This window comes from Paenibacillus sp. UNC496MF (genome assembly GCF_900113915.1).
Lineage (GTDB): Bacteria > Bacillota > Bacilli > Paenibacillales > Paenibacillaceae > Paenibacillus_Z > Paenibacillus_Z artemisiicola.
The window spans coordinates 58,243-77,043 of the sequence record NZ_FORE01000010.1 but is presented as its reverse complement, the minus strand read 5'-3'; the positions used below and the strand labels follow the sequence as shown (position 1 = coordinate 77,043).

General features: G+C 63.7%; 16 protein-coding genes. 7 read left to right on the top strand and 9 right to left on the bottom strand.

Features of this window, described 5'->3' with window-relative positions:
* Window positions 1-34: 34 nt before the first annotated feature.
* Window positions 35-841, bottom strand: a complete 807-nt coding sequence (locus tag BMZ79_RS18190; protein ID WP_090642278.1) for a DeoR/GlpR family DNA-binding transcription regulator — start codon at window positions 839-841, stop codon at window positions 35-37.
* Between the two features lie 324 nt (window positions 842-1,165).
* The gene (locus BMZ79_RS18185; protein ID WP_090642277.1) at window positions 1,166-1,570 is read right to left on the bottom strand and encodes a winged helix-turn-helix transcriptional regulator; all 405 of its coding nucleotides are present in this window, start codon (window positions 1,568-1,570) and stop codon (window positions 1,166-1,168) included.
* A 140-nt stretch (window positions 1,571-1,710) separates the two neighbouring features.
* Between BMZ79_RS18185 and BMZ79_RS18180 the strand changes: the two genes are divergently transcribed.
* From BMZ79_RS18180 to BMZ79_RS18160, 6 genes are all read left to right on the top strand, one after another.
* A complete protein-coding gene (locus tag BMZ79_RS18180; protein ID WP_090642275.1) occupies window positions 1,711-2,940 on the top strand; it encodes an MFS transporter in 1,230 nt (409 codons plus the stop codon).
* Between the two features lie 75 nt (window positions 2,941-3,015).
* On the top strand, window positions 3,016-3,858 hold the full coding sequence (locus tag BMZ79_RS18175; protein WP_090642274.1) for an aldo/keto reductase: 843 nt from the start codon (window positions 3,016-3,018) through the stop codon (window positions 3,856-3,858).
* A gap of 132 nt (window positions 3,859-3,990) precedes the next feature.
* Window positions 3,991-4,575: an Hcp family type VI secretion system effector gene (locus BMZ79_RS18170; protein ID WP_090642272.1), complete on the top strand. Its 585-nt coding sequence runs from the start codon at window positions 3,991-3,993 to the stop codon at window positions 4,573-4,575.
* 17 nt (window positions 4,576-4,592) lie between these two features.
* Complete coding sequence (locus tag BMZ79_RS34315; RefSeq protein ID WP_177222195.1) at window positions 4,593-4,751, top strand: hypothetical protein; 159 nt, start codon at window positions 4,593-4,595, stop codon at window positions 4,749-4,751.
* 51 nt (window positions 4,752-4,802) lie between these two features.
* Window positions 4,803-5,672 (top strand): type VI secretion system tube protein Hcp, encoded by an 870-nt coding sequence (locus BMZ79_RS18165; RefSeq protein ID WP_090642271.1) that lies wholly within the window; start codon window positions 4,803-4,805, stop codon window positions 5,670-5,672.
* A gap of 140 nt (window positions 5,673-5,812) precedes the next feature.
* Complete coding sequence (locus BMZ79_RS18160) at window positions 5,813-6,379, top strand: hypothetical protein (protein WP_143088990.1); 567 nt, start codon at window positions 5,813-5,815, stop codon at window positions 6,377-6,379.
* 14 nt (window positions 6,380-6,393) lie between these two features.
* On the opposite strand, the gene BMZ79_RS18155 is transcribed toward BMZ79_RS18160, so the two are convergent.
* From BMZ79_RS18155 to BMZ79_RS18140, 4 genes are all read right to left on the bottom strand, one after another.
* Window positions 6,394-8,043: a thiamine pyrophosphate-binding protein gene (locus BMZ79_RS18155; RefSeq protein WP_090642268.1), complete on the bottom strand. Its 1,650-nt coding sequence runs from the start codon at window positions 8,041-8,043 to the stop codon at window positions 6,394-6,396.
* A 27-nt stretch (window positions 8,044-8,070) separates the two neighbouring features.
* Entirely contained in the window at window positions 8,071-10,875 is a 2,805-nt protein-coding gene (locus BMZ79_RS18150; protein ID WP_090642691.1) for a sensor domain-containing phosphodiesterase, read from the bottom strand.
* Window positions 10,876-11,173: 298 nt separating this feature from the next.
* The gene (gene pyrH, locus BMZ79_RS18145) at window positions 11,174-11,911 is read right to left on the bottom strand and encodes a UMP kinase (RefSeq protein ID WP_090642266.1); all 738 of its coding nucleotides are present in this window, start codon (window positions 11,909-11,911) and stop codon (window positions 11,174-11,176) included.
* A gap of 210 nt (window positions 11,912-12,121) precedes the next feature.
* The gene (locus BMZ79_RS18140) at window positions 12,122-13,348 is read right to left on the bottom strand and encodes an MFS transporter (RefSeq protein WP_090642265.1); all 1,227 of its coding nucleotides are present in this window, start codon (window positions 13,346-13,348) and stop codon (window positions 12,122-12,124) included.
* A gap of 134 nt (window positions 13,349-13,482) precedes the next feature.
* On the opposite strand from BMZ79_RS18140, the gene BMZ79_RS18135 reads away from it, so the two are divergent.
* Window positions 13,483-14,358: a LysR family transcriptional regulator gene (locus BMZ79_RS18135; RefSeq protein ID WP_090642263.1), complete on the top strand. Its 876-nt coding sequence runs from the start codon at window positions 13,483-13,485 to the stop codon at window positions 14,356-14,358.
* Between the two features lie 146 nt (window positions 14,359-14,504).
* Here BMZ79_RS18135 and BMZ79_RS18130 read toward each other — a convergent pair whose 3' ends face one another.
* The 3 genes from BMZ79_RS18130 to BMZ79_RS18120 all read right to left on the bottom strand — a co-directional run bounded on the left by BMZ79_RS18130 (window position 14,505) and on the right by BMZ79_RS18120 (window position 18,779).
* Window positions 14,505-14,930, bottom strand: coding sequence for an organic hydroperoxide resistance protein (locus tag BMZ79_RS18130; protein WP_090642262.1), 426 nt, complete (start codon window positions 14,928-14,930; stop codon window positions 14,505-14,507).
* Between the two features lie 329 nt (window positions 14,931-15,259).
* Entirely contained in the window at window positions 15,260-17,143 is a 1,884-nt protein-coding gene (locus BMZ79_RS18125; protein WP_090642260.1) for a cache domain-containing sensor histidine kinase, read from the bottom strand.
* On the bottom strand, window positions 17,136-18,779 hold the full coding sequence (locus BMZ79_RS18120) for a response regulator (protein WP_090642259.1): 1,644 nt from the start codon (window positions 18,777-18,779) through the stop codon (window positions 17,136-17,138). The genes BMZ79_RS18125 and BMZ79_RS18120 overlap by 8 nt, the downstream gene beginning before the upstream one ends.
* Between the last annotated feature and the right edge of the window lie 22 nt (window positions 18,780-18,801).

The window sequence follows — 18,801 nt, the reverse complement described above, 5'->3', positions numbered from 1 at the left end:
CTCGGCGCGCCCGGTTCTTCCGGGTCGTGCCGGTTTAGTCCCGTTCATGCTCTTCCGCTTGGGCCACGACGACTTTGACGCCGAGCGCGCGGATCCGCTCCACCGCGTCCGGATCGGCGTCCCCATCCGTCACGAGCAGGTCGAGCCCTTCGACGCCGCCGGTCTTGGCAAAGCCGTCGTTGCCGAGGGAGCGGTGCGTCGTCATGCCGATCGCCCGGCGGGAAGCCGCGATGACCGCTCGCCCGAAGGCGGCGACCTCCGGCGTCGAGACGAAGACGCCCTCGTCCGAGAAGCCCCCGCCCGTGACGAAGCCGATGTCGAATTTGAACTGCCGGATGAACTCGTTCGCGATGACGTCCGTGATGTTGCCGGACCGCTTCACCCGCCCGCCGATCAGATACGTCTCGATGCCCTCCCGTTCCCGCAGCGCGTCGGCGACCCGGATGCTGTTCGTCACGACCGTCAGCGGCAGCCCGTCGGGCAAATGCTTCAGCAGCACGTACGCCAGCGACCCGCTGCCGATGAACACGGTATCGTTCGGCCGCAAATACGAGACGGCCAGCTTCGCGACGGCGTTGCCCTGCGGCGATCCTTCGCCGTAGCGCATCTCGGGCGGCGGAGGCTGCTGCCGCACCTTCGTCGACGCGATGGCGCCCCCGTGCGTCTTGCGGAGCAGACCCTGTTCCTGCATCAGGGTCAAGTCCCGGCGGATGGAATCGATGGAGATTTGAAACTTCTCGGCCAAGTCCTTGGCGAGCACCCGCTTCTCCCGCTCGAGCAGCGCCAAAATCCGCTCGCGGCGTTCTTCCGCGAACATGCCCGACGTATCCTGCGTTGTCATGCGCGTTCCCCCCCTCGCTCCTTTATCGTTGCCGAGCAACTTCATGGTTTGATTATATGCGTTTTTATTCCGGTTTACAATTTTATTTATGCGCGTTAATTCGTTTTTATTCCGCTTTTCCATCTAACTCCCGCATAAAACCGCGCTTTGCCGCGGCAGCTCGCAGGATTTTCGCTTTCCTCCAGCATGCCGAACCTGCCGATGATGACGACCGCAAACCAGCAAAAAACCCCGCCGGGAGCCGCTGCGCTTCCTCGCGAGGTTTCATTGCTTCTTATCGATTCAGGCAACGCTACTTGTACAACATCCATGCCGGCCCGGGCGTTACCCGTGCACCGGCTCCTGGTCCAACTCGTTCAGGATATTGTCCTCCAGCACCGACGCCTTGTCCCCGTACTCCTTGACGATATGCTTCTCGCCCCAGTCGCACAGCATGTGCAGCACGGTCTCGAGGCTCCAGCCGTACTCGGTCAGCTCGTATTCGACCTTCGGCGGCACCTGGTTGTAGACGATGCGGTTGATGATGCCGTCCTCCTCGAGCTCGCGCAGCTGCTGGATCAGCATCTTCTGCGTAATGCCCCGCATCAGCCGTTTCAGGTCGCTCGTGCGCTTCTTCCCCCGAAGCAGGTAGCACAGAATCACGCACTTCCACTTGCCGCCGATGACCTCGAGCGCCGCCTCCACGGAGATGTTGTACTTCTTCTTCCCGAGCGCTTCTTCCCCAGCCATAGCCGCTCCTCCCTTTCAACAGACAAAAGTAACTTTTCGGTGACTATATAACTGAAAAGTACGTACTACTCACTTATACCCGTAGCCCGTATAATAGCATTCATCGGCCGGCCGCCGCAAGAATTCGGAGGAGGAGAAGCATGACCGCTCAACGGAAAAACAGTACTTTGGCTCTGCTGGCGCTCGCAATCAGCGCCTTTGCGATCGGCACGACGGAGTTCATCAGCGTCGGCTTGCTTCCGCTAATCGCAGAGGATTTGCATATATCCGTCACGGCGGCGGGACTCACCGTCACGCTCTATGCGCTCGGCGTTACCGTCGGCGCGCCGGTCTTGACGTCCTTGACTTCGCAAGTGTCGCGCAAGACGCTCCTGCTGTGGATCATGATCGTATTCATCGGGGGCAATCTGCTCGCGGCGACGGCATCCGGCGTTGCCGTCCTGCTCGTCGCCCGCGTCATCGCCGCGTTCGCGCACGGCATCTTCATGTCGATCGGCTCCACGCTGGCCGCCGATCTCGTGCCGGAGAACCGCCGGGCGAGCGCGATATCCATCATGTTCTCCGGACTCACCGTCGCCACGGTGACCGGCGTGCCGATCGGCACGTTCATCGGCCAGCAGCTCGGCTGGCGCGCCGCTTTCTTCGCCATCGTGGGGATCGGCGTGATCGCGTTCATCGCCAACTTGGCGCTCGTGCCTTCGGGGCTGCGCAAAGGCGTCCGCATCCGGCTCGGCGACCAGGTCAAGCTCGTGACGAAGGGCAGACTGCTGCTCGTCTTCCTCATTACGGCCCTGGGCTACGGCGGCACCTTCGTCGTATTCACGTACCTGTCCCCGCTGCTGCATGAAGTGACCGGCTTCAGTGAAAGCACGGTCGCCGTCATTCTGCTGATGTACGGCGTCGCCATCGCGATCGGCAACATCATCGGCGGCAAGGCCGCCAACCGCAATCCCGCGCGGGCGCTGTTGTATATGTTTGCCCTTCAGGCCGTCGTTCTACTCGTGCTGGCGTTCACCGCGCCCTACCAGATCGCCGGGCTGATCACGATTTTCTTCATGGGGCTGTTCGCCTTCATGAACGTGCCCGGCCTGCAGGTCTACGTCGTCACCTTGGCCGAACGGTTCGCGCCGCAGGCGAAGGACGTCGCGTCCGCCGTCAACATCGCCGCGTTCAATGCCGGCATCGCGCTTGGCGCTTACTTGGGAGGCCTGGTCACCGATTCCGCGGGGCTCATTCACACGACATGGGTCGGCGCCGTCATGGTCGCGGCGGCCGTCGCGCTGACGGCGTGGGCGAAGCTGCTCGAACGCAAGGACCGCCGGCCGGCCGCGCAGAACGAAGCGCCGGAAGCCGAGCTGCGGCGGGCGTAAGCGGCGCCTGCCTCGACGAACCGGCTATCCGATTATCGAACCGATACTTATATAAGCGAAAGGGAGTTTTCCATCATGTTGAACCATCTGCAAGATACCGTCGCGCTGCATAACGGCGTCCGCATGCCGGGCTTCGGCCTCGGCGTCTTCAAAGTCCGGGAGGGCGAGGAGCTCGTGGAGGCGGTCAAAGCCGCCATCAAGCACGGTTACCGCAGCATCGATACCGCCGCGATCTACGGCAACGAGCAAGGGGTCGGCCGCGGCATCCGCGAAGCGCTGCGGGAGAACGGCCTGCGCCGGGAAGACCTGTTCGTGACCTCCAAAGTGTGGAACGCCGATCAAGGCTACGACTTAGCGATCGTGGCGTATGAAGCGTCCCTGAATAAGCTGGGTCTCGATTACCTCGACCTGTACCTGGTCCACTGGCCGGTGAAGGACAAATTCAACGAGACATGGCGCGCGCTGGAGACGCTCTACAAGGAAGGCCGCGTGAAGGCGATCGGCGTCAGCAACTTCCACATCCATCACCTCGAAGAGCTGATGCAAGGCGCGTCGGTGAAGCCGATGGTCAACCAAGTCGAGCTGCATCCCCGCCTGACGCAGAAGGAGCTCCTGCGCTTCGCGCAGGCGCAGGGCATCCGGCTGGAGGCCTGGTCTCCGCTGATGCAGGGCGAGCTGCTCGATAACGGGACGCTGAAGGCGATCGGCGCGAAATACGGCAAGACCGCCGCCCAAGTCATCCTTCGGTGGGATATCCAAAACGGCATCGTCACGATTCCGAAATCGACGAAGGAGCACCGTATCGTCGAGAACGCGGCTATCTACGATTTCGAGCTGACGGAGGAAGATATGACCGCGATCGACGCCTTGAACGAAGATCGCCGCGTCGGCCCGGACCCGGACAACTTCGACTTCTAATCGCTATCCGAACGAACGTCTGCAACAAGGCCGTCCTGCATGCGGGGCGGCCTTGCCGCGTTTATCAAAAGAGACGCTTGGCGGCGCTAGCATCGATATGATAGTATTGATACAAATTGTATCATCATTCTAATGGTCAAGGAGCTGATCGTCTTGTTTCCACGCAAGAAGCTGCAAGTGCTCGCCCTTCTGCTCGCCGTCGCCGTGTTCGCCGCGCTGCTGCCTGCAACCGCTTTCGGTGCTCCGGGAGCGCCGAAAGGCATCTACCTCGTCCTGGACGGGATTAAAGGCGAAACCAGGGCCGAGGCGGTTAAAGACGGCATCGATATTCTGAGCTTCTCGTTCGGGGCCGCCAATGCCGTCTCCGTCGGCGGCGGTGCGGGAGGCGTGTCCGGGAAACCGGAGTATACCGACCTCTCGCTCATGAAATACCTCGATGCCGCTTCGCTGCCTCTGCTGAAGAACCTCTCCGAGGGCAAAGCAATCAAAGGCGGCAAGCTGTACATCTATAACGGCGCAAGCGACAAGCCCGTGCTGACGATCGACATGAAGTCCGTCTTCGTCACGTCCCAACAGCTGTCGAGCAGCAACGGCGACCGGCCGACGGAATCGATTTCCCTGAAATTCGCCCAAGCGACGTTCACCTACAACGTGGTCGGGCCGGACGGCCGCGTCGTCACGACGCAGACCGTCGATATCGGCGTTGGCCCGAAATGATAAAGGAGGAACGACCCATGAATCACCCGCAGCCCCAACCGCCGCAGGACGGCAAGCAAGCATGGACGACGCCGAGCCTGATCGTCTTGAGCGTGAAAGAAACGAAAGCTTCCGGCGACAAATGGCAGTTCGTGCAGGACGGCGATTTCTGGAAGCGCACGCCGCTCATCAGCTGACACGCGGGCACGCGCGCCCAGCGCCTGCCCGGCATAAAGGAGTAGATCGGATTGTCTAGACGCATACCGCTCACGCTATTGGCGTTCCTGCTCGCTTCCGCCCTGCTGTTCGTCCCGAAGCCGGCGCCCGCGCAAGCCGCCGCCGGCCATCTGCCCGCCATGCTGCTGACGCTCGACGGCATCAAGGGCAGCTACTCGGGCGGGCCGTTCAAGGACGCCATCCAGGTGTCGTCCTACGCGTTCGACGCCGCCAACGACAGCCAGCCGGGCAGCGGATCCGGTTCCGGCGGCGGAAAGCCGGTTTTCGGCGCCATTACGCTCGCGAAGCCGACCGACGCCGCCTCCGCGCCGCTGCTGGACGCGCTCGCGAAGGGCAAGCATATCAAGGACGGCTACCTGTATTTTCAGACGACCGCCGGCGCGGATTCGCGCACGTACATGATCATTCATTTCACCGATGCGCTGGTCGCGGGCTATCAGCTCGCGCATGGCGCGGACGCATCGCCTACGGAGACGATCGAGCTGCGGGTCGCGTCGATGCTGTTCAAGTACGTAACGACGAAGCCCGACGGCTCCCCCGGCACCGTCATCGCCGTTCCGATCGGCAAAGCGCCCGTCGGCGCCTCCGCCGTGACGACGCAGTACCACTTCGAGCCGATTTACGCGAAGACCGCCAAGGGCGACGCCTACATCGAAGGCTTCACCGTCTCGCTGAAGGCCGCCGCGGCGAACAGCCTCGTCGACCGGACGACGTACCGGATCAACGGCGGCGCCTGGACGGATTATACCGCGCCGTTCAAGATCTACGCGGACGACACGCATACGCTGGAATACTACAGCACGAACGTGGACGGGGACGTCGAGAAGGCCAACGTCATGGACTTCGACGCCGGCACGTTCGCGGGCAACGGCAGCTTCTGACGCCACGGACAAGCAGCAGCAAGACCCGCAGGGCGCGCTCGCTATGAGCGCCGCTTTGCGGGTCTTGCTGCTGTTATCGGCCGAACGAACCGATTACTATAGAGAGAGTCCCCATCCTGCATGTACTGGAGGTACCACGAATGACGAAAGCAGACACTATGGACAAGCGCCTCGCGGCGCTGGACGCCGTCACGGGCGCGGCGGTCTTCGCGATCGTCGAGGAGCTCTACGGCCTCGACCTCGCCTCCGCGCCGGTTTCGCCGGACGCCCCGCGCCTCGGCGAAGCCGTCGACGCCTGCCTGGCGGACAACGCCGGCCGCCCGGCCGGAAGCGCGCTCCGCGCGGCGATCAACGCCGCGTGCGGCGTCAATCTCGACGCCCTCTCCGCGCTGGAGGGCAAGCGGATCAGCCTCTATTCCAAAGGCCGGTGGATGCTGCGGGCCGACGACGACCTGTTCGTCGTGCAGACCGGCGACGGCGACGCGGACGTCGCCATCTATCCGACCGGCCGCTACGCGGACATCGCCGGCACGCGCGCCCTGCCGGCCGAGCTGACCGAGGCGCTGGTCCGCCTGGGCTACGCGGACAACGGGCCGGCCGGCTGCTCGTACGCCGATCCGGCCGGCGAAGCGGTGCCCGACGCGTTCAAAGGGCGGACCATGGCGGCGCTCTTGGACGTCATCCGCCGCTCGTTCGCGGACGTCTAGGCGGCCGTTGCTTGTTACTTGCCGAACGAGGACAGGAACTTGACGCGGTCGCCCATCGGCGGCGTGTTGTTGTCCTTCAGCGCGATCTCCAGCACCGCCGGGCCGTCCGCGGCCAGCAGCCGGTGGATGGCTTCCTCGCGGAAGTCGTCCATCGCCTCGACGCGGTAGCTCGGAATACCCATGGCCGCGGCCATCTGCGCGATGTCGACCGGCTCCTGCTCGAACGAGGCGTGCGTGCGCTTGAACTGCAGCGAATGTCCGTGATAGACCATGCCGAGCCGGGCGTTGTTCATGATGACGAACAGAATCGGCAGCTTCGCCTCCTTCGCGGTCAGGATCTCCATGCCGTGCATGAAGAAGCAGCCGTCGCCCGTGATGCAGGCGACCGGACGGTCCGGCTCCGCCAGGGCCGAGCCGATCGCCGAGCCGATCCCGCTGCCCATCGCGCCGAAATGCACGTTGATGTTGAACGAATCCGTATCGAGCACGTGCATGTAGTGTATGACGTACGACATGAACTCGCCGATGTCGACGGTGTAGCGCGTGTTGACGGGCAGATGCGTCTGGAGCGTCCGCAGCGCGTTCGCCGTGTTGTAGGCGCCGGCGTCCTTGACGGCCGCCCTGCCGAACGCGCCGGCCTCGCCGCCGCCTTCCGTTCCCCGCGACACGCCCAGCACGCGCAGCTCCTCGATCAGCATCAAGAGGCTCAAGTGAATGTCGCCGAGCACCGGAATGTCGATCTCGTACTTGCGATTGAACACCGTCTGGTCGAAATCCAGCTGAATCGTGTACCGGTTCCCGACCAACTGGACGTTGTAATTGTTCGTCGCCGTCTCGCCCAGGCTGGAGCCCACGATCAGCAGCGATTGGCGGGCGCCCTCCGCGATCAGGTTCGACGCCGCCTCGTGGCCGGCGAAGCCGAAGACGCCGGCGAGCAGCGGGTGATCCTCCGGTATGTAGCCCTTGGCCTGCGGCGTCGTCATGATCGGCCACTGCAGCATCTCCGCCAGCTCGAGCAGCGATTCGACCGAGCCGCGGACGCCCTGGCCGACCAAGATGCAGCCGTCCGGCCGTTCGGCCATCGCTTCCGCGGCCGCCTGGATCGTCTCGAGATCCGGGATCATCGGCTTGCGCTCCGGCAGCGCCGGAATGTCCGGCTGGCCGATCTCGGCGTGCTGCACGTCGATCGGGATGGCCACGTGCACGGGGCCGGGCACGCCGGAGACGGCGATTCGGCTCGCCTTGACCACCTCGCGTAGCAGCTCCTTGGCGTCCTTGACGAGGACGCTGTATTTCGTGACGGGCTTGAAGACCGGCACGGCGTCCAGCTCCTGCGACGCGTTCAGCCCCATCGTGCCGACGGGCACCGCGCCCGTCAGGAACAGCACCGGCAGATGCTCGCGCATCGCGTTGGCCGCCCCGGTCACGAGGTTCGTGCCGCCCGGGCCGCTGCAGCCGATGGCGACGCTCAGCTGACCGGCGTATTTGGCATACGCCGCCGCCATGTACGACGCCGCCCCCTCATGCTTGGCCACGACCGTCTCGATCTCCGGCATCTCGTACAGCTCGTCGAAGAACGCGTTGACCGAGCCTGCCGGAATGCCGAACAGGTGACGGACGCCGCTCTTCTTCAAAAACTCCAATACCGCGCGGGCTGCTTTCATCTTCTATCCCCTCTCTTATCTAAAAAATCAGCTTGGCGCCGCCAGAAACTTCGCTTCGAACTCCGCCGCCCGCATCGGGCGGCCGAAATAATACCCCTGCATCAGGAAGCATTCGCGCGACGACAGGAAATCCACGTGCTGGCGCGTCTCGACGCCCTCGGCGATGACGCTCAGATTGAGGTTCTGGGCCAGCGTGATGATCGTGTTGATGATGGCCGCGTTGTCGTCGTCCTCCGTCACGTCCTGCAGGAACGACTTGTCGATCTTCAGCGTGTCGATCGGCAGGCTCTTGAGATAGCCGAGCGAGGAATACCCCGTGCCGAAATCGTCGATGGCGATCTGGATGCCGAGGCCCTTCAGCGCCTTCATCGACTCGAACGTCAGGTCCTTGTTCTTGATGATCAGGTTCTCCGTCAGCTCCAGATGCAGGTAATCCGGGCAGAGCCCGACTTCCTCCAGCGCGTTCTTGACCATCGCGAACAGGTTGTTCTGCTCGAACTGGCGAGCCGACAGGTTGACCGAGACGCTGAACGGCGGATATCCCTGCGTCTGCCACGCCTTCAACTGACGGCACGCCTGCTTCAGCACCCATTCGCCGATCGGCACGATGAGCGCCGTCTCCTCCGCGATCGGAATGAACTGGTCCGGCGCGATCATGCCCTGCTTCGGATGGTTCCACCGCAGCAGCGCTTCGACGCCGACCAGCCGGTTCGTCTGGTAATGGATCTGCGGCTGGTAGTACAGCTCGAGCTCGTCCAGCTCCAGCGCGCGGTACAGGGCGTTCTCGAGCTTGACGCTTTCGAAGGTCCGCGTGTCCATCCCCTCGCTGAAGAAGTGGTAGCTGTTGCCGGAGATTTCTTTGGACTTGTACATCGCCGTGTCCGCGTTCTTGACCAGCGTGTCGGTCGTGTCGCCGTTGTCGGGGTACAGGCTGATGCCGATGCTCGCTTTGATGTAAATCTCGTTCTCCAGCAGCTGGAACGGCTCGTCGAACGTGTCGATGACCGCGTGCACGACCTTCAGCACCTCGTGCTCGTTCTTGACGTTGGGCAGGTAGATCGTGAATTCGTCCCCGCCCATCCGCGAGACCGTCGCGCCCTTCGGGACGCACCGGCTGAGGCGCTGCGCGACGTCGCGCAGCAGTAGGTCGCCGAAGCTGTGGCCGAGCGAATCGTTGATGAACTTGAAGCGGTCGAGGTCCAGATAGAGCACGGCCAGCTTCTCGCCGTTGATCTGCGCCTGCACGAGCCCCTGGTTCAACCGGTCCTTCAGCAGCACCCGGTTCGGCAGGTCGGTGACGCTGTCGAAGTACGCGTGGTACTTGATCTCCGCCTCCATCTGCTTGCGCTGCGTGATGTCCTTGAAGGTGACGACGTCGCCGACGATCTCGTCGCCCTCCCGGATGGAGGAGATGACGAATTCCACCGGGAAGCTGGAGTTGTCCTTGCGGTAGAACCGCTCGTCCTGGCCGTAATTGTCCCAATTCCCGTCCGAGGCCGTCGCGACGTACTGCAGGCTGTCGCGGCCGATGTGCGCGCCGTAGAAAATGATGCTGGACGGCTGCCCGATCAGCTCGCTCTTCGTGTCGTAGCCCAGCATGGCCGCCGCCGCGGGATTGCAGAAGGTGATTCTCCGGTCGAGGTCCAGGCCGAATATGCCTTCGCCCGCCGAATTCAGGATCAATTCCTTCTCGCGGCTCAGCTGTTGCAGCTCCGCCACGACGCGCTCGAGCTCCTGGTTCTTGACCGTGATTTCCGAGGTCCGCTCTTGGATGATGTTCTCCTGCTTCTCCATGTACATCAGGTTCGACAAGGTCGAGGCCGTCGCGTCGACGATCGACTGCGCGAGCTCCTTCTTCGCGGCCGGGTAGCCGAGGCTGCCCTCCTCGAGCCGGACGACCGGAATGACGCCGAGCACCTCGCCCATCGAGACGAGCGGCAGCATGAAGAGTCCTTTGATGCCGAACGTGCGGCACAGATCGTGGTTGGGCCGGTCGTCCGCGAACACGTCCGGAATGAGGACGGCCTTCTTCGTGCGGATGACCTCCTGGAAGACGGGGTCGTTGCTCTCGTCGATTCGGATCTTGCTGTGCGTCCGCATCCAGTCTTCCTCCGACCAGTCGCTGTCCTTGCTCAGCTTGGCCGGCTTGATCTGGCTCTCCGTGAGCGGATCGAGCAGATGGACGCCGATGTTGTAGTTGCCCAGCACCTTGCCGAGGTAGGAGAAGCAGATGTCGAGGCTCTGCTGCAGCGTGGAGCACATCGCCAGATCGCTCGTCACGTCGAGCAGCAGCTGCTTCTCGGCGATGAGGTTCTCCTTGTGCGTCAGGTTGCGCGCGTTCTGGATCGCGACGGCCGCCATGTTGACGTAGGCCTCCACCGTCTGGATCTCGGATTGCGTCAAGTTCATCGGAATGCCGTAGTCGAACAGAAACACGAGCCCGAACAGCTCCTGCTCGAACGAAATCGGTAACACCAGCAGCGATTTGATCTGGAAGCCTTCGACGGCTCTCGGATCGGGCCTGGTGTCCTTCGAGGTATCCGGGATGTACACGGCTTTCTTCGTCTCGACGACTTCCTTCGCCAGCAGGTCCACTTCCATGTCGATGACGTGCATATCCAGCGTCCAGCCGTTGATCACCTGGGGCTTGCCGACGTATCCCCTGAAGGTCCCATCTTCCTGCGGCAGATAGATGCCGACGGAATCACATTGGACGATCTCTTCGGAGATCGCGGTGGTCACATGCTCCAGGACTTCACGCAGTTCAAGCTTCGTATTGATCAGTTTTGTAAGATGCGCAAGACGCGAATACCGCATTTGTTCCTTATACACCATTAAACCCCGCTCCCGATTCACGCTTTGTTACCGACTTCCTTACAAAGTTCTACAATAAATACGATTTTCCTGTCTAAAGAATAATTAAATCTTGACAAAGTCTCCCGGAACCGTCGGCGTTGTTCTCCGGAATCGGAATTTGCCGCGTTATTCTGCCAGCGCCTGTCAAAATATCGGGGTCCCAAGACCTAGCCCGCAGCCGCGCGCCGCCTGCCGCGGACGGCAAAAAAGGCACCCTCGCCCGGGTGCCCTTCGAATGATTGGCCGTCCTCGCGGTTCGCGATCCGCCGCGCGCCTATTCCAGGGCCAGCCTCGTATCGCCGTTGATGTACGTGCCGTGGTCGATGCCCTCGCAAATCTCTTTCATCCAGCCCGGCCGGTCGAAATTGAACACGTGCATGGGCAGGTTGTAGTCCCGCGCCAGGATGAACGCCGATTGGTCCATCACCTTCAGGTCGTGCTGCAGCACGTCGTTGTAGTGGAGCGTCTTGAACTTCCGGGCTTCCGGATCGCGCTTCGGATCGGCGCTGAACACCCCGTCCACGCCCTGCTTGGCGACGAGCAGCGCGTCGCAATTGGTCTCGATCGCCCGCTGGACGGACGGGTAATCCGTCGTGACGTAAGGCTGTCCGTTGCCGCCGGCGAAAATGACGATGTAGCCCTTCTCCAGGTGGTGAATGGCCCGCAGCCGGATGTACGGCTCGGCCACCGACGTCGCCGGAATGGCCGTCATGACGCGCACTTCCCGGTCGGTTCTCGCTTTCAGCACGCCGCGCAGCATCAGGCTGTTGATGACCGTGGCGAGGGTGCCGATGTTGTCGGCCTCCGCCCGTTCGATGCCCCACGACTCCGCCATGTTGCCGCGGAAGATGTTGCCCCCGCCGATGACGACCGACACCTCGACGCCGAGGTCGACCACGGACATGATTTCGCGCGCGATATGCTCCAGCCGGTCCGGCTCGAACCCGAACTCCGAATTGCCGGCGACCGCGCCGCCGCTTAATTTGATCAACACTCTTCCGTATCTGGCCATCTTCCACACCTCCGATAAAATAAAAAGCACTAAAGCATGGAATGCTTTAGTGCTTCGAAAGACGAAAATAAGAAGAAGACGCCGGTTCGCTGCTCGCGCTGCCTCGTCCGCTTCATCCTTTCGCCTCCTTTTGCTGAATCGTGTTCGTTCTTAGTGTATACGTTCCGGCGGCGGTTTGACAACCGGGACCGCGGAACCGGGCCGAACGCCTCAGCGCGGCTGCCGGCCGCCGGCCGGCGCGTGACGCAAGGCGGATAACCGGCGGCCGGCGAGCGCCGCCGCGAGGAGCGCGACCAGCACGAGCAGGACGCCGATCATGCCGACGACGCCCGGCCAACCGTAGGCCGACAGGAACGAGCCGCCGGCCGTGCCGAGCACGCTGGAGCCCAGGTAATAGAACAGCAGATACAGCGAAGAGGCGTACGCCTTGTACGGCGGCGCGGCCGTCTTGCCGACCCAGCCGCTCGCCACCGTATGGCCCGCGAAGAAGCCGAACGCGAACAGCACGATGCCGACGATGGTGAGCGTCAGGCTGCCGGCCAGCGTAAGCCCCGCGCCGAGGAGCGACAGGACGACGCCGGCCGCGATCAAGCCGGCCCGCGGGTACCGGTCGGCCATCCGGCCGAAGAAGAACGAGCTCCAGGAGCCGACGAGCTGGAAGACGAACAGGCAGCCGATGACCGACTGGCTGAGGCCGTACGGCGGCTTGGCGAGCAGGTAGCCGATGTAGTTGAACAGCGTCACGTACCCGCCGAGCAGCAGGAAGCCCGCGGCATAGAGCGGCAGCAGCCGCTTGTCGGCCAGTCCCGCCTTCAGTCCGCCCGCCCAGATGCGAAGCGAGATGCCGGACGGCTGAAAGCGGCGCGACTGCGGCAGGTACAGCCAGAACAGCACGCTGCAGATCAGGCTGAACACCCCGAGCGTCAGCAGGCCGGCGTGCCAGTCGAACGCGTCCGTCAGCAGGCTGACGATGACCCGGCCCACGAAGCCGCCGATGGCCGTGCCGCCGACGTAGACGCCCATCGCTTTGCCGATGCTGTCCGGCGCGATCTCTTCGTTCAAGTACGTCATCGCGATGGCCGGGAAGCCCGACAAGCTGATGCCGAGCAGCAGGCGCAGCGCCAGCAGCAGCTGGAAGCCGTGGACGAAGGACGACAGAATGGCGAGCGCGGACGTCGCGAACAGCGACGCGACCATGATGTTTTTGCGGCCCCAGGCGTTGGAGAAGGCGGAGATGAACATCATGCACACGGCCAAGCTGATCGTCGAGATCGAGATGACCAGGCTGGCCGAGGACGGGGAGACCCCGAACTCCTCCGAGAATTGGCCGAGCAGCGTCTGCGGGCTGTATAGAACGGCGAACGTGACGATGCTGCCGAGCAGCATGGCGAGCAGCGTCCGCCGGTAGGTCGCGCTTCCTTTGGCGATATGCGTCATGGCGTAAGGACTCCTTCTCTCGTTGGACTGAGTCTAAGTGTACGCCTCGACAATTCATAACGTCCAATTTATTATAGGTATGCGAACGATGCCTTTTCATTATCGATTCGATTCAACGTCAGGAGGTTGCCCCGATGGAATGGCAGCAGCTGGAATACTTCCGCGTCGTCGCCGGAACCGAGCATTTCACGCAGGCCGCCGAACGGCTGGCCATCTCGCAGCCGGCGCTGAGCCGGTCGATCACGCATCTGGAGGAGACGCTCGGCGTGCCGCTGTTCGACCGCGTCGGCCGGTCGGTGAAGCTGAACGCGTACGGCGCGTCGTTCCTGAAGCGCGTCGAGCGGGCGCTGCAGGAGATCCAGGACGGCATGGCCGAGCTGCAGCAGCTGCGGGACCCGTACACGGGGACGGTATCGCTCTCGTTCGTGATGACCTTCGGGCTCAGCTTCCTGCCGGACTTCATCAGCTCGTTCAACCGGCTGTATCCGCAGGTCAAGCTGCAGCTGTTCCAGAACACGACGGCCGCCATCGCGCGCCAGCTGCAGGACGGCGAAGCGGACCTCAGCATCGTCGGCTCGCTCGATCACCGCAATCAGCTGGAGTGGCGCAAGCTGCTCGACGAGGACTTGTTCGCTTACGTCCCCGCCAAGCACCGTCTGGCGGACCGCGAGTCGATCCGTCTCGAGGAGCTGGCCGGGGAGCCGTTCATCGGCTTCAAGAAGGGCTACGGCATGCGCGACTTGACGGACCGGTTCTGCGCGCAGGCCGGCTTCGCGCCGCAGGTCGTCTTCGAGGGAGAAGACGTCGCCACCGTCTCCGTACTCGTCTCCTCGGGCATCGGGGTGACGCTCATCCCGTCCTTCCGGGGGATCACGCCGAGCAAGATCAAGAAGCTGCGGGTCGAAGAGCCGGCCTGCCGCCGGGAGATCGGACTGGCCTGGCAGAAGGGCCGCACGCTGTCGCCGGCCGCGGAACTGTTCCGTTCGTTCATTATCGGCCAGTTCGCCTGAACGCTTCGCGCGATCGGCCGGCAAGCCGGCTGCCGTGCGGGAAAGCGAAAAAAGCGCCGGCCGTCTCCCCCGATGATCGGGGAGACGGCCGGCGCTTCGCGCGTTCCGGGCGGGCGCCCGCCCGCCGCCCGCTCGCTCGGCTTCGCTTAGTGGACGCCGTTCACGACGAGCTTCACGTCGATGTTGCCGCGGGTCGCGCGGGAGTACGGGCAGACGCCGTGCGCCGCCTTGACGAGTTCTTCGGCCGTCTCCTGCGAGACGCCGTCGATGTTCACGTGCAGCTGCGCCGCGAGCTGAAAGCCGCCGTCGGCGGCCTTGCCGATGCTGACGTGCGCCGTGACGTCCGTGCCTTCATGCTGGACCTTCTGCATGCGGGCCACGAGCTTGAGCGCGCTGTGGAAGCAGGCCGAGTAGCCTGCGGCGAAAAGCTGCTCCGGGTTGGTGCCTTCGGCGCCGTTGCCGCCCAATTCCTTCTGCATCGTCAGCTTCAAGTCGAGCACGCCGTCCGAGGACGTCACGCGTCCGTCCCGTCCGCCTTCAGCCGTTGCGATTGCCGTGTACAAAATTTCCATGAATGATCGCTCCTTCGATGTAAGCTAAATTAACGTTTACGTTAAATTAACTTTAATTTAACTAAATTTAATTGAATACAATTTAATTTCATGTACGTAATTTAACATGCCCGTCCGCGTATTGCAACCTTCTTTACACAAGTTTTAAGATCGTTGAATCGCGGCGCGGGCTATCGTGCCGGAAGACGCGCAATAGCCGCCCCGTGAAGGAGCGGCTATTGCGCGTTTTCGTTTCCCGTTCGCGCACGGGTTGACGCTGCTCGCCGCATGCGGCTGCAGAGCGATCGTTTTCCTGCATCTCCGCGCGCCTGCAGCACGGACGAGGGACGTCATCCGCCCGCATCGCCCTGCTTGCTATCGTCCGGGCGGCGCTTCGCCTTCAGCCGGACGAACACCGTCGTGCCGGCGCCGAGCTCCGACGCGATGGAGAGGCCGTACGCGTCGCCGGCGTACAGCTTGACCCGCTCGTTGACGTTGAACAGCCCGTACGAGCTGCCGCCGGCGCCGTCGTCCTTCGCCTCGGACGGGGCTTCCGTCAGCAGCCGCGCCGCCAGCCCTTCGTCGATGCCGATGCCGTTGTCGGCCACGGTCAGGACCAGGTCCCCGCGTTCCTCGCGGGCGGCGATGGCAATGACGCCGCGCCTACCCTTCGCCTTGCGGATGCCGTGCAGCAGCGCGTTCTCGACGATCGGCTGCAGGATGAGCTTCGGCATGGCGCACGCTTCGAGGCCGGGCTGGACGTCGAGCTCGAAATCGAACGTATCCGGGAAGCGGCTCCGCTGGATCTCCAGATACACCTGCGCGAGCCGGAATTCGTCCTCGACGCTGACGATGCTCCGGCCCTTGCTGAGGCTGAGCCGGAAGTATTTCGCCAGGCTGTCGATCATCTGGCTGATGTCCGTCGCGCCCTTGCCGATCGCGATCCAGTTGATCGTGTCGAGCGTGTTATAGAGGAAATGCGGGTTGATCTGCGCCTGCAGCGCCTGCAGCTGCGCCTCCCGTTCCAGGAGCTGCGCCTTGTACTTCTCTTCGACGAGCGTCCGAACCCGGAGAATCAGATGGTCGACGCTCCGCTCGAGCAGCCGGAAGTCGCCGTTCACCGGCGGCAGCTCGCTCAGGCTCGTCTCCGTACCCTCCCGGCGGATGACCGTGATCACCTGCTTCACCCGGCGGTTCATGCCCCGCACGATGATGGCCATCAGCACGAACGGCAGCGCCAGGAAGAGCGCGATGTACTCCAGCAGCGACGTCCACTCCGACCGCTGCGTCAGCTGCACCGCGCGGCGCGACAGCTGGGACTCGGTCCCCTGCGCGACCAGCTTCCAGCCGGTCGGGTCGAGCGTCGCGTACATGACGTCGTTGACCTCGTCGTTCAGCTTCACCGCGCCGGTGCCCTCGCTTCCCCGCCCCAGCACGTCCAGCACGGCCGGATCAAGGCTCGTGCCGATTCGCGACCGGTCGGGGTGATAGACGATCGTCCCGTTCGGATCCGCGAGGTACACCTGCGTGCCCGGCGCGAACTGCAGCGCCGACAGGATGCCGGACACCATGCTCTCCTTGACGTCGATCATGAGCACGCCGGAGATTTTGTCGTAATGGTTCGGATCGCGCAGCATGCGGGCGAGCGAGAAGATCCGCGCGTCGCCCACGTCGAGGAAGTGCTCCGTGTAGTCGCCGGTCCAGACGATGCCGCCGTTCGCGGCGATGATCGGCGCGTACCACGGCCGGTCCTTCAGGCTGTCCAGCGTGAAGAAATTGATCCGCTCCGCGGCGTACAGCTTCGACTTGTCGACGAACAGCCGCACGTGGTATACGTCGGAGTTCGTCTGCACGGTATCGACCAGGTTGCGCAGATCCTTGACGACTTGCAGCTGGACGGCGATCGACTGATCGTCCGCGCCGACGGACAGGTACGTATGCAGATTGGCGTTCATGAACGCCGCGTTGCTGATCTCCTCGAGGCGCTCCAGCCGGTACGACAGGTTACTGCCCGCCTGCTTCACCGTCTGCTGCATCGTGCGGACGACCTCGTCCTTCAGGATCTTGGCCGAGCGCTCGTAATAGCCGTACAGGAACACGGCCGCCGGAAGCACGATCAGCAGCAGGTACGCGATCAGCCACTGGCGCGGCATCGCGAAGCGGCGAACGAGCCGCAGGCCCGCGCCGGCGGCGGCCGCCAGCCGGCGCCAGGCGAATGCGGCGGCGTTACGCATGGGCTTCCCGGTACGCGCTCGGCGTGACGCCCGTCGCTTTCTTGAACAGCTTGGTGAAGTAGCTGGGGTCCGTGTAGCCGATCGCATGGCAGATGTCGTAGAACTTGTATTGCGGGTCGCGCAGCAGCTCCTTCGCCTTCTCCACCCGGACCTGGGTGAGATACTCGTTCACCGTCTGCCCCGTCTCCTGCTTGAACAACAGGCTGACGTACGTCGGCGTCAGGTACACCTCCCTGCCGATCTCGGCCACGGTCAGCCCGCCGTTCGCGTAGCCCCGGTCGATGATGGCGCGCACCCGCTCCACGACGTTCGCCGTCTTGCCCGTGCGTTTCTCGCGGATCCGCCCGCACGCGTCCAGCAGCCGCGATTCGAGCAGCCGCCGCAGGTCGCCGAGCGTCTCCTGCTCGAACAGCGCCTCCCACAGGCCGGATGCCGGCGCGTCCGCGTCCGATCCGCCCGCGGGCACGTTCAGCTCCAGCAGCAGCTGGTCGACCGCCAGCGCGATCTGCAGGCAGACGTTGCGCCCGTACTTCAGCCCGTCGCGCCGCCTGCGGGCCAAATCGGCGAAGATCCGGTCGAGCCCCGCGCGCAGCTTGTCCGCGTCCGCGGCCTTGAGCGCCGGGATCAGCCCCTCGTGGTCGGCGGAGCCGCTCCGTTCATAGCCGCCCGCTTCCGTCTCCGGCCCCCGCAAGCTGTCCATCGTGATGATGCGGTTCTTGCCGAGGTACCATTTGTGGTCGGCCGCCTCGCGCGCCTGCCCGTACGCCTGCGCGAGCGCGTACGGCGACGTCACCCGCTCGCTGATGCCGATCGTGACGCCGATCTTGAGCCAGCGCTCCAGGTTGCCGCGCACGTCGCCCGCGAACGCGAACAGCGCCTCCGCCGCGTCCGACGCGTACTCGTCGTCCGGCTCCGCCCGCAGGATGCCGACGAACTCGCCGGCGCGGCGCTCGAACGCGTAGCCGGCCAAATGGCGGTCGATCAGCTCCTGGGCGATGTTCAGCACCGCGTACCAGAGCAGCTGGCGGTCGGTCTCCGTCCGGCTCGCCAGCACGCCGGCCATGTCGTCGACGGAGAGGACCGCGACCCAATACGGCGCGTCGGCCGGCAGGCGCAGGCCGAGGAAGTCGAGCCGCTCGCCCAGCCCGTGCTTCGGCGCCCCGCCCTCCACCAGCGACAGCAGCAGCTTCTCCCGCAGCAGGGGCATGCCTTCCTTCAGCTTGACCTCCAGGTCTTCCTTCCGGCGCCGCTCGGCGCGCTCCGCGTCGAGATCCGCCACGACGCGCCGGATGACCGCGCTCAGCTCCTCCAGATTCACCGGCTTGAAAATATAGTCGACCGCGCTGACCTTCAGCGCCGACTTCAAGTAGTCGGCATCGTCGTGCCCGCTGACGAACACGATCTTCGTCCCGGGATGCCGGGCGGAAATTTCCCGCGACAGCGCGATGCCGTCCAGATTCGGCATCCGGACGTCCGTCAGGACCAGATCCGGCGTCTCCCGCCCGACGATCTCGAGCGCCGCGTCTCCGTCGTCCGCTTCGTCCATCACTTCGATGCCGAAGGAGGACCAATCGAAATACGCGCGCAAGCCCGCGCGCACCGTCGGCTCGTCGTCGACGATCAGCAGTTTGTACATGAACCCGAGTCCCCTTCCTCAT